The 9,011-nt window shown below is 69.2% G+C and carries 9 protein-coding genes; 2 read left to right on the top strand and 7 right to left on the bottom strand.

Annotation, left to right across the window (positions count from 1 at the left end):
• Nucleotides 1-274: 274 nt before the first annotated feature.
• Both DI526_RS05690 and DI526_RS05685 read right to left on the bottom strand, forming a co-directional pair.
• On the bottom strand, nt 275-919 hold the full coding sequence (locus DI526_RS05690; RefSeq protein ID WP_304275173.1) for a DsbA family oxidoreductase: 645 nt from the start codon (nt 917-919) through the stop codon (nt 275-277).
• Nucleotides 920-1,000: 81 nt separating this feature from the next.
• Entirely contained in the window at nt 1,001-2,326 is a 1,326-nt protein-coding gene (locus DI526_RS05685) for a PleD family two-component system response regulator (RefSeq protein ID WP_304275170.1), read from the bottom strand.
• 228 nt (nt 2,327-2,554) lie between these two features.
• On the opposite strand from DI526_RS05685, the gene DI526_RS05680 reads away from it, so the two are divergent.
• Both DI526_RS05680 and DI526_RS05675 read left to right on the top strand, forming a co-directional pair.
• The gene (locus tag DI526_RS05680; protein WP_304275168.1) at nt 2,555-3,682 is read left to right on the top strand and encodes a CaiB/BaiF CoA-transferase family protein; all 1,128 of its coding nucleotides are present in this window, start codon (nt 2,555-2,557) and stop codon (nt 3,680-3,682) included.
• 137 nt (nt 3,683-3,819) lie between these two features.
• A complete protein-coding gene (locus tag DI526_RS05675; RefSeq protein ID WP_304275166.1) occupies nt 3,820-4,806 on the top strand; it encodes a YihY/virulence factor BrkB family protein in 987 nt (328 codons plus the stop codon).
• Here DI526_RS05675 and DI526_RS05670 read toward each other — a convergent pair.
• From DI526_RS05670 to DI526_RS05650, 5 genes are all read right to left on the bottom strand, one after another.
• Nucleotides 4,778-5,011 carry a sulfurtransferase TusA family protein gene (locus tag DI526_RS05670; RefSeq protein ID WP_304275163.1) on the bottom strand — a complete coding sequence of 78 codons (234 nt, stop codon included), beginning with the start codon at nt 5,009-5,011 and terminating at the stop codon, nt 4,778-4,780. The two genes, DI526_RS05675 and DI526_RS05670, sit on opposite strands and share 29 nt — an antisense overlap.
• Nucleotides 5,004-5,744, bottom strand: a complete 741-nt coding sequence (locus DI526_RS05665; RefSeq protein WP_304275161.1) for a pseudouridine synthase — start codon at nt 5,742-5,744, stop codon at nt 5,004-5,006. The genes DI526_RS05670 and DI526_RS05665 overlap by 8 nt, the downstream gene beginning before the upstream one ends.
• On the bottom strand, nt 5,741-6,655 hold the full coding sequence (locus DI526_RS05660) for a class I SAM-dependent methyltransferase (RefSeq protein ID WP_304275158.1): 915 nt from the start codon (nt 6,653-6,655) through the stop codon (nt 5,741-5,743). Before DI526_RS05660 ends, DI526_RS05665 begins: the two co-directional genes overlap by 4 nt.
• 247 nt (nt 6,656-6,902) lie before the next feature.
• Nucleotides 6,903-8,285 (bottom strand): sensor histidine kinase, encoded by a 1,383-nt coding sequence (locus DI526_RS05655; protein ID WP_304275156.1) that lies wholly within the window; start codon nt 8,283-8,285, stop codon nt 6,903-6,905.
• A complete protein-coding gene (locus DI526_RS05650; RefSeq protein ID WP_304275154.1) occupies nt 8,282-8,950 on the bottom strand; it encodes a response regulator transcription factor in 669 nt (222 codons plus the stop codon). The genes DI526_RS05655 and DI526_RS05650 overlap by 4 nt, the downstream gene beginning before the upstream one ends.
• Nucleotides 8,951-9,011: the final 61 nt, after the last annotated feature.

The raw sequence follows: 9,011 nt of genomic DNA, 5'->3' as shown, positions 1-9,011 counted from the left end.
AGCGACAGGGCGGTGATCGTATAAGCCGCCTATCGTGGATCGTCGGGCTGGAGACGGAGGAGCCGATCCAGTTGGTCCACGCCCGTCCGGGGGCTAGTGGGGTCCCGAGCTGAAACACGCTCACGCCCCCCATCCTCACGGGCAAGAACAGCCTGGCGGAGCGGACGACGAGCCGAAACGCAAATCACACTCACGGTCACCGGGTTCGCCCGGCCGCTCCGTCGCCTCCCCAAGCCTTCAGCGAGCGATCGCGTGAAGCGGCGAAGTCGTGCGCCTAAGCCGCCAGCGCCTGGTCGATCGCCTCGGCGATCCGCTCCGGCGTCTCGGCGCCCACGACCGCGACCTTGCCGGCGAAGATCGCGAACGGCACGCCGGTCACGCCGCCCTGCACCGCCATGGCGTGCTCGCGCGCCACGGCTTCCTTGTCGGCGCCCTCGGAGAGCAGTTGCAACACCACCAGACGCTCCATGCCCGCGGCCTCGGCGATGTCGGCCAGCACGACGGGATCGCCGATGTCGAGGCCCTGCTCGAAATAGGCCTTGAACAGCGCCTCGACGACCTGGTCCTGCACGCCGGCCGTCAGGGCCCAGCGGATCAGGCGATGGGCGGCGTTGGTGTTGGGGGCCAGGTCGATGGCCTCGAAATTGAACGCGATCCCTTCCTCGGCGCCGCCCTCGACGAGGGCCGCATGGACGGCCTTCAGCCGTTCGGGATCCTTGAACTTCTGGGCCATGTAGGCCTTGCGGTCGACGCCTTCCTCGGGCAGCGACGGGTCCAGCTGGTAGGGCCGCCAGACCAGCTTGGCGTCCAGGCTCGGCCGCAGGGCCAGGGCCGACTTCAGTCGCCGCCAGCCGAGATAGCACCAGGGGCAGACCACGTCGGCGACGACGTCGATGATCATGGGCTGGGACTGGGCCACGGCGTGCTCCTGGGCAAACTCTGTCCGCGACGGGACGAACTGCATATAGGCCGGCGAGGTGACGCGCCCAAGCGCGACCGGTCAGCCGACCTCGCGCTTCAGGGCCGCCGAGGCCGCGCGCTCCAGCGCCTTGACCGCGCCTTCGCCCGGCTGGACCTCGGCCACGCCGATGTCGAACTCACAGACGAACGGGGCCCGATCCTCGCCGGCGTCGAAGGCGGTGCAGCCGATCACGGCGGCGATCCGTTCGGCGGCGGCGCGAGCGGCGTTCTGGTTGGTCGCCGGCAGGGCCAGGGCGAACACCTCGGTCGAAAGCCGCGCCGGGGTGTCCTCGACCCGCACCAGGCGACCGATCATCGAGCCGATCTGCGGAATGGCGCGATCCAGCCAGCCGTTCTGCCGCGCCCAGGCGGTCTCGGGCTTGTCGGCGACCCGCAGGACGCAGATCGACAGCGGCCGGGCCCGCTCGCGGGCGGCGGTCGACAGCCGGGCCAGGTGGGCGGCGAACAGGTCGCGGGTGAAGAGGCCGGTAGCGGCGTCCATCAGGCCCGAGCTTCGGGCCTTCTCCAGCGCGCCGCGGATCGCCTCGCCGCGCCGGAAGCTGCGGGCCAGCTCCATCACGCGCAGGGCGGTCTCGGTCTCGGGCGTCTCCGGCGAGGCCACGTCCGACACTCCGCGATGGAAGGCGTCGGACATGGTCACATAGCTCTCGGCCTTCAGGTAGAGCAAGGCCGGGATGTGATAGAGGCGCGTGTTGCGGCGCATGCCCGCGGCGATCGACAGCGCCTCCTGCTGGCTGTCGCCGGCCCACAGCACCACCGCGTCGAACGGCCGCTCGTGCAGGTAGTCGAAGGCGGTATAGGCGGTGAAGGCGCCGACCACCTCCGCGCCGCTACGCTGCAGGGCGTTGGACAGGGCCAGGAACTGCGGGGCGGGCTCGCCGACGGCCAGGACGCGGAACGGGGCGTCCGACTGTTCGGGCAGGTCGAGGCGTCGGCCGCGGTCGCCGAAGGTGTCGAGCCGCAGCTCGAACTCTTCCTCGGCGATGGCGGTGCGGACCAGGGTCTCGAGCCGCAGGGCGGCCTGCGACGGGTGCAACGGCGGCGACAGGGTCAGGTCGAAGGTCTGGTCGCGATAGTCCGCTTCGGGATCGCCGATGGCGATGACTGGCAGGCGGCGCGGCGCGACCGCGGCCTTCAGGCGGCGCGAGAGGGTCTGAATATCCGGTCCGGCGGTGGCGATGTCGACGATCACCGCCTCGATCGGCAGATCGCCGAGGGCGGCGACGGCGGCGTAGGGTCCCCGGGCGGTGATCGTACGCCACCCCAGCCGGTCCAGCCCCTCGGCCAGCGGTCCGGCGCGAACATCGTCGCGCGCCACGATCAGAATCCGGGCGTCTGCCGCCAAACCAACCTCCGCCCGAATGCTCGCCCGGCCCACAGGGCGGCGCGCTTCGAGATTCGTGGCCGCAACATAGCAGACCAAGGGCCTGGTCAAAGCCGCGCAACGCCGCAGGCTGGGGGCGAATCCAAGATCGTTGGGGGCGTGAGCGCAAGGGCTTGCCTGACCGAACGTCAGGCCCGCTCTAGTGTCGCTGACCGGCCGCGTGGTCAGAGCCGGAAGGGAGAGGACGTCATGGGCCAGGGGCCGCTTTCGGGACTGAAGATCGTCGAGTTCGCCGGCATCGGTCCGGGGCCGTTCTGCGGCATGCTGCTGTCCGACCTGGGCGCCGACGTCGTCCGGATCGACCGCAAGGGGCAGGGGCGTGGCTCGCCCGCCGACGTCACGGCGCGCGGCCGTCGCTCGGTGGCGCTGGATCTCAAGAACCCTGAGTCCATCGAGACTTGCCTGAAGCTCCTGGAGCAGGCCGATGGATTGATCGAGGGCTTCCGGCCGGGCGTCATGGAGCGGCTGGGTCTGGGTCCGGACGTCGCCTTGGCGCGCAATCCCAGGCTGGTCTACGGCCGGATGACCGGCTGGGGGCAGACGGGGCCCTACGCCAAGGCCGCCGGCCATGACATGAACTACATCGCCATAACCGGCGCGCTGCATGCGATCGGGACGCAGGACAAGCCCGTGCCGCCTCTGAACCTGGTCGGCGACTTCGGGGGCGGGGCGCTCTACTTGGCGTTTGGCCTGCTGGCCGGGGTGATCCACGCCCGGGAGACGGGGCAGGGGCAGGTGATCGACTGCGCCATGAGCGACGGCGCGGCCTCGCTGATGGCGATGTTCTACGGCTTCAAGGCCGGCGGCATGTGGAACGAGGGGCGCCGGACCAATCTGCTCGACGGCGGCGCGCACTTCTACGACACCTACCAGTGCGCCGACGGCAAGTGGATCTCGATCGGCTCGATCGAGCCGCAATTTTACCTGCTGCTGCTGGAAAAGACCGGAATCTCCGACCCGCAGTTCCAGCACCAGATGAGCCGCGAGGAATGGCCGCAGCTGCGTGAAAAGCTCGCGGCGGTGATCAACACCAAGACCCGCGACGAGTGGTGCGCGATCATGGACGCCACCGACGTGTGCTTCGCGCCGGTCCTGACCATGGACGAGGCGCCGGGGCACGCCCACAACGCCGCGCGCCAGACCTTCGTCGAGGTCGAGGGCGTGACCCAGCCGGCCCCCGCGCCGCGCTTCTCGGCCACGCCCGGCGCGATCCAGGGGGCGCCGCCGAAGATCGGCGCTCACAATGACGAGGCCCTGGCCGACTGGGGCTTCACGGCCGAGGCGATCGCCGGGCTCAAGGCGTCGGGCGCGCTTTGAGCCGTTCAGGTCCGGTTCAGGCGAGCGGACCTAACGTGCAGGGGTCGATCGGTCGTCGCACCATCCGTCCCTCGAAGCGGCGATCGATTCCAGGCCAAGCCTTGAAAGACGCGTCGTCCCCCCGTGGCGGCGCGTCTTTGACTTCCGGGGCCCATGCCGCCATGGTCCGCCCGATGAAAGATCCGCTCCACCAGATCCGCTGGCGCGACCTCGACCTCGATCCGATCCACTGGACCCGTGAAATCCTGCGTGTGCTGGGCCTGGCGCTGTCGCGGCTCTGGGGACGCGACGTGATGCTCTATGTGGGCGGCGTCTCGTTCTTCGCCCTGCTGGCGGTGTTTCCCGGCCTGGCGATTCTGATCGGCCTCTACAGCCTGTTCCTGACGCCGGAGACGGCGGCGCGCCAGGCCAACAAGCTGGCGGAGCTGATCCCGTCCGGCGCGCGGGGCATGTTCCAGGACGAGTTCTCGCGGCTGGCCCATGCGCCGGGCGGCGCGGTGTCGCTGCAGAGCGGCGTCGTGCTGATCGTCGGCGCCTACGCCGCGCATCGGGGCTTCAAGGCGCTGTTGGCGGGCTTGTCCTTCATCCACGACGAGGAGGATCAGCGCGGATTCTTCGGCTTCAACCTGATGGCCTTGCTGGTGTTGATCGCCGCGTTCGGCCTGCTGTTTTTCATGTCCGGGGTTTTCCTGACTCTGCGCCTGCTGGGCTCGGCCCTGAACCTGCGTCCGCTGGCGGGCGTGTCCTGGATACAGTCCGAATGGACCTGGGCCAGCTTCGGCATCGTGGTCGGCATGACCTTGGTCTATCGCTACGCCATGTCCCGCGAGCCGGTGGGCTGGCGGGCCTCGACCTCCGGCGGCGTGGCGGCGGCGGCGCTGTGTGTCTTCATGTCCTGGGCCAGCGCCTTCTACGTCGAGAAGATCGTCCACCTCGGCGCGACCTACGGCTCGATCTCGGCGGTGATCATCTTCCTGATCTGGCTGTCCTGGAGCGTGAACGCCATCTTCTTCGGCGGCGCCCTGGCGACCGAGGTGGAGATCGCGCTGGACGAGCGGCCCAGGGCCCTGCTGGAAGGCCCGCGAGCGATCCCGCTCAAGCCGCCTTCAGAATATGAAACCTGATCACGCCGCCGTCCTCGTCCGTGATCTCAAGCACCGTCGCGCCGACCTGGTCGGCGAAGTGGGGCACGTCGATCCGCGCCATCGGATCCGTGGCCAGCAGCACCAGCTCGGCGCCCGGCGCGGCGGCCTCGTGGGCCTTGCGCAGCTTCAGCGTCGGGACGGGACAGTGATGCCCGCGCGCATCGACCAGGATCGGCTCAGCCATCCGCGAACACCTTTTCGGCCTCCGCCGCCGGCAGGATGCGATGCTGGCCGGGCTCCAGGTCCTCGGGCAGGGTGATGCCACCGATGCGTTCGCGGTGCAGATCGACGACATGATTGCCAACCGCCGCGAACATTCGCCGGACCTGATGGTAACGCCCCTCGGTGATGGTCAGTCGCGCCGTTCGCTCGTCGATGACCTCCAGCCGCGCCGGCAGCAGCGGCTTCTCCTCGCCCTCCAGCATCAGGGTCCCGGCGGCGAAGGTCTCGGCCTCCGAGCCGTTCAGCGGGCGATCGAGCTTGGCCAGATAGGTCTTGGGCACATGGCGCTTGGGCGAGATCACCCGATGCAGGAAGTCGCCGTCGTCGGTGATTAGGATCAGTCCGCTGGTCTCCTTGTCCAGGCGTCCGACGGTCGACAGCGCCGGGTCCCGCAGCCGCCAGCGGCGCGGCAGGAGGTCGTAGATCTTCTCGCCGTCCTCCTTGTGCGAGCACACCACGCCCAGCGGCTTGTGCATCATCAGCACCAGAGGCGCGGGCGGGTCGACGGGAACGCCGCGGATCGTCATCCGCTCGGGCAGGGTGGCGTCGACGGCGATGCGAACGCCCGAGTCCTTCAGCGGTGCGCCGTCCAGCATGACCTTGCCGGCGGCCACCAGGGCCTGGACCTCCTTGCGGCTGCCGTAGCCCAGATTGGCCAAAAGCCGGTCCAGGCGAGCCATCAGGGCCTTGCTCACTTGCGCGCCTCGAACACCTTGTAGCCGCCGCCTTCGGCGACCAGCCGCACCTTGGCGAAGCTCTCGGCGAGGATCGCCTCGTAGGGCAGGTGGCGATTGGCGACCATCCACAGCGCGCCGCCCTTGCGAAGGGCCTCGGCCGCGGCGCGAATGAACGCCTGCCCCAGCGCCTTGTCCTCGCCGCCACCCTCGTGGAACGGCGGATTGCTGACGACGAAGTCGAGATCCTTCAGGTCCGCCTCGGGGCCACGCACATCGCCCCAAACGAAGTCCGCACGCGGATCGGCGACGTTCCGTCTCGCCACCTCGATCGCGCGACGGTCCAGCTCGACTAGGGTCAGCTTGGTGACCTTCCGCGACGCCAGAACGCTGAGCGCCAACAGGCCGATGCCCGCCCCGAAATCTGCGCCGGTTCCAGAGAGCTCCGGCAGCACTTGCAGCAGAGCGTTCGTGCCGGCGTCCAGGCGGTCCCAGCTGAACACGCCAGGCTGCGTCCAGAGGCCGTTCTCGGCGATCTGGCGCGGCGCTCCGGCGGCGATGGCTTCGTCCAGGCCCTTCGGCGCTGCGGGCCTCACAACCACGCAGATGCGGTTGTGCCGCCGAGCGCTCTCGCCGACGTCGCAGCCGAAGGCCTCGAGCTCCTTCTTGAGGCGCAGGCCGCCACGATCCTTGGGGGCGAAGACGGTCAGCCGAGCGCCGGGCGCCAGGACGCGGAGGGCTTGGGCCAGCACATGGCGCCGCTCGACCGCGCCGGCCGGCGCCCGGACCGTCAAGGCGCCGAGCGATCCTGTCTCCAGCATCGCCATGTCGCTCGATCCCAACATGAACGGCGAAAGCTGGATCGCGTCGGGCGCAGAAGGGGCCAGATCGTGATCGGCCTGGCCATAGAGCCCGGTTCGGGTCGCCGACATGCTTGTCCTGAGAGAGTTATCGAAACGCGGAAAGGAGCGACGAGGCAGGCCGCGAGGATTTTCTCATATCCATAGTCGTCCATTCTTGTCCATGAGCGCGCGAAATGGCTCTCCAACACGGGGTGCTAGTCGGGGGTCTTCAGCCTTGGCTGGCAAGATATTGCCGGTAGGCGTTCGGCTCTATTCCCCGCCACCAACCAGCGCCCTCCGCACTCCCCCGATCGCTCACGCGCGGTGGCGGATGCCATCAGCTTGCTACGGCGGTGAAGGTGAGGTCGGCGACCAGGCCTGGCTTTGGCGCGCGACGACGAAGCACGATCCCGACGCCGAGCCGCTGCGTGATGGAGCGAACGATCGCCAAGCCTAGTCCTGCGCCCTGCGAGCCGCTGCTGGCGGCGCCGCGATGGAAAGGCGCGAAGAGCTGTTCCAGATCTGTCTCGCTGACGCCGGCGCCGTGGTCCCAGATCGCAACCCTCAGGGAGTCCGTCTTGGCGAGGACGGCGATACGCACCTTTCCGCCGCCATAGGCGCAAGCGTTGAAGACGAGGTTCCGCAGGACCTCGCCGATCAGGACAGGATTGCCGAGAGCGAGGGGAAGGCCGGACGGCAGGCGCGCCAGGACCTCGACGTCGGGGAACGCGCGAACGGCTTCGACCTGTATCGTCGTCAGGAGCGCGGCCAGGTCGGCCTCTCCTTCCGCTACGGCGGCTTCGGATCGCGCCAGGGCGAGAAACTGGGACAGCACCTGCCGGAGGTTGGCCGCCGCATCCCGGGAGTCGCCCAGCAAGGCCTTGTCGCGCGGCGTCGTCGTCGAGCGTTCCAGCAGCGCCAGATTGGCGACGATCACCGAAAGCGGCGTGCGCAGCTGGTGCGAGGCGTCGACCGAGAAACGTTCCAAGGCGCGCGTAAAGCGCTCCAGGCTACCCATGAGGTGATTGAAGGCATCGACCGCGGGGCGCAGTTCGGCGGGCGCATCGGACGGCGGGATCGGCGTCAGGTCTGGCCGCGGCGCCTGGGCCCGGGCTGTCAGGTCGGCGGTGAGGCGGCGCAGCGGCGCAAGACCCCAGCCAAGCGCCGGCACGACCAGCACCGCTGCAACCAGGACCAACAGGACTGGCAGTCCGATCAAGTTGAACAGCAGCTCGCGAACACTGGCCTGGCGGGAATCGAGGCTCTGCGCCACGGCCACCACCACCGGCTCGCGCACACCCGGCACCATGACTGTCGACTGGGCGATCCTGACCTCGTAGCCGCGCATCCGCCCGTAGCTGAAATTGGTCTCGTTCGGTGCGGGCGGCGCTGGGCGCGGCAGGTCCTTATAGCCCGTGACCAGCTGCGGCCCTTGCCGGACGGCGTAGAACACGGCGTCGCGCTCGGGGGTGTCGAGGAGGCCCAACGCCCAAGGCGGCAGCGCGACCTTGGCCTGGCCATCGGCGGCGCCGACCTGGGCGACGATCGAGGCGACCGATCCGGCCAGCAAGCGGTCGGAGGACTTCTCGACGACCGCGTTAGCGGCTAGGGCGCCAGCGATGGCTAGCGCGGCTCCCAGCAGCGCAAGCGGCGCCACCTGGGCCAGCAGCAGGCGACCGGCCAGGCTGGGGCGACCCCGGTTCGACGCGCCGAGGCTCACGGATCGAGCCGGTAACCCACGCCGCGCAGCGTGCTCAGGCGGGGACCATCCGGGGCGAGCTTGCGCCGCAGCCGGCCGACGTGGATGTCAAGAGCATTGGGGGAGGGCGTCTCTTCGTCCGGAAAGACCTCGGCGGCCAGGCGTTCGCGCTCGACGACGCGGCCAGGACGGGTCGCCAGCGCCTTCAGGGTGGCCCATTCGCGGGGACGCAGATCCAGGCGACGCTCGCCGATCCAAGCCGAGCCGGCCTCCCAATCGCAGGCCAAGGCGCCGACATGAATCGTGCGCGCCGCATAGCCGCCCTTGCGCCTTGCCACAGCGCGCACCCGGGCGACCAGTTCGAACGGGTCGAAGGGCTTCAGGACGTAGTCGTCGGCCCCCATGTCCAGCCCTGCGATCCGGTCACGCACCGCGTCGCGCGCCGTCAGCATGACGATCGGGGTCTGGAAACCCTCGCGTCTCAGTCGGCCCAGAATTTCGAACCCGTCGATATCCGGTAGGCCGATGTCGAGGATGATGGCGTCGAAGTCCGCGCCGGCGGCCAGGGCCAGGGCTAGGGCGGCTTGGCCGGTATCTGCGCAGACAGCCTCGTGGCCTTCGCTCTCCAAGGTGGCGTTCAGCGAACGGCGGAGCGGAGGATCATCCTCGACAACGAGTATCTTCATCGGGGATGTAGAAGCTGCAGCACGCTCATGGAGGACCGCATCCGACGCCGATTGCCATGCG

Origin of the sequence: Caulobacter segnis (assembly GCF_003243465.1) — a bacterium.
Classification (GTDB): Bacteria; Pseudomonadota; Alphaproteobacteria; order Caulobacterales; family Caulobacteraceae; genus Caulobacter; species Caulobacter segnis_A.
The sequence above is the reverse complement of the archived record's forward strand: the minus strand, read 5'-3'. Positions and strand labels throughout refer to the sequence as shown.

Excerpts from the sequence above, each read along its gene's own strand:
- DI526_RS05680 (WP_304275168.1), top strand. The coding sequence starts at position 2,555 with ATGGGCCAGGGGCCGCTTTCGGGACTGAAGATCGTCGAGTTCGCCGGC.
- DI526_RS05650 (WP_304275154.1), bottom strand. The coding sequence starts at position 8,950 with ATGAAGATACTCGTTGTCGAGGATGATCCTCCGCTCCGCCGTTCGCTG.
- DI526_RS05660 (WP_304275158.1), bottom strand. The coding sequence starts at position 6,655 with ATGTCGGCGACCCGAACCGGGCTCTATGGCCAGGCCGATCACGATCTG.
- DI526_RS05670 (WP_304275163.1), bottom strand. The coding sequence starts at position 5,011 with ATGGCTGAGCCGATCCTGGTCGATGCGCGCGGGCATCACTGTCCCGTC.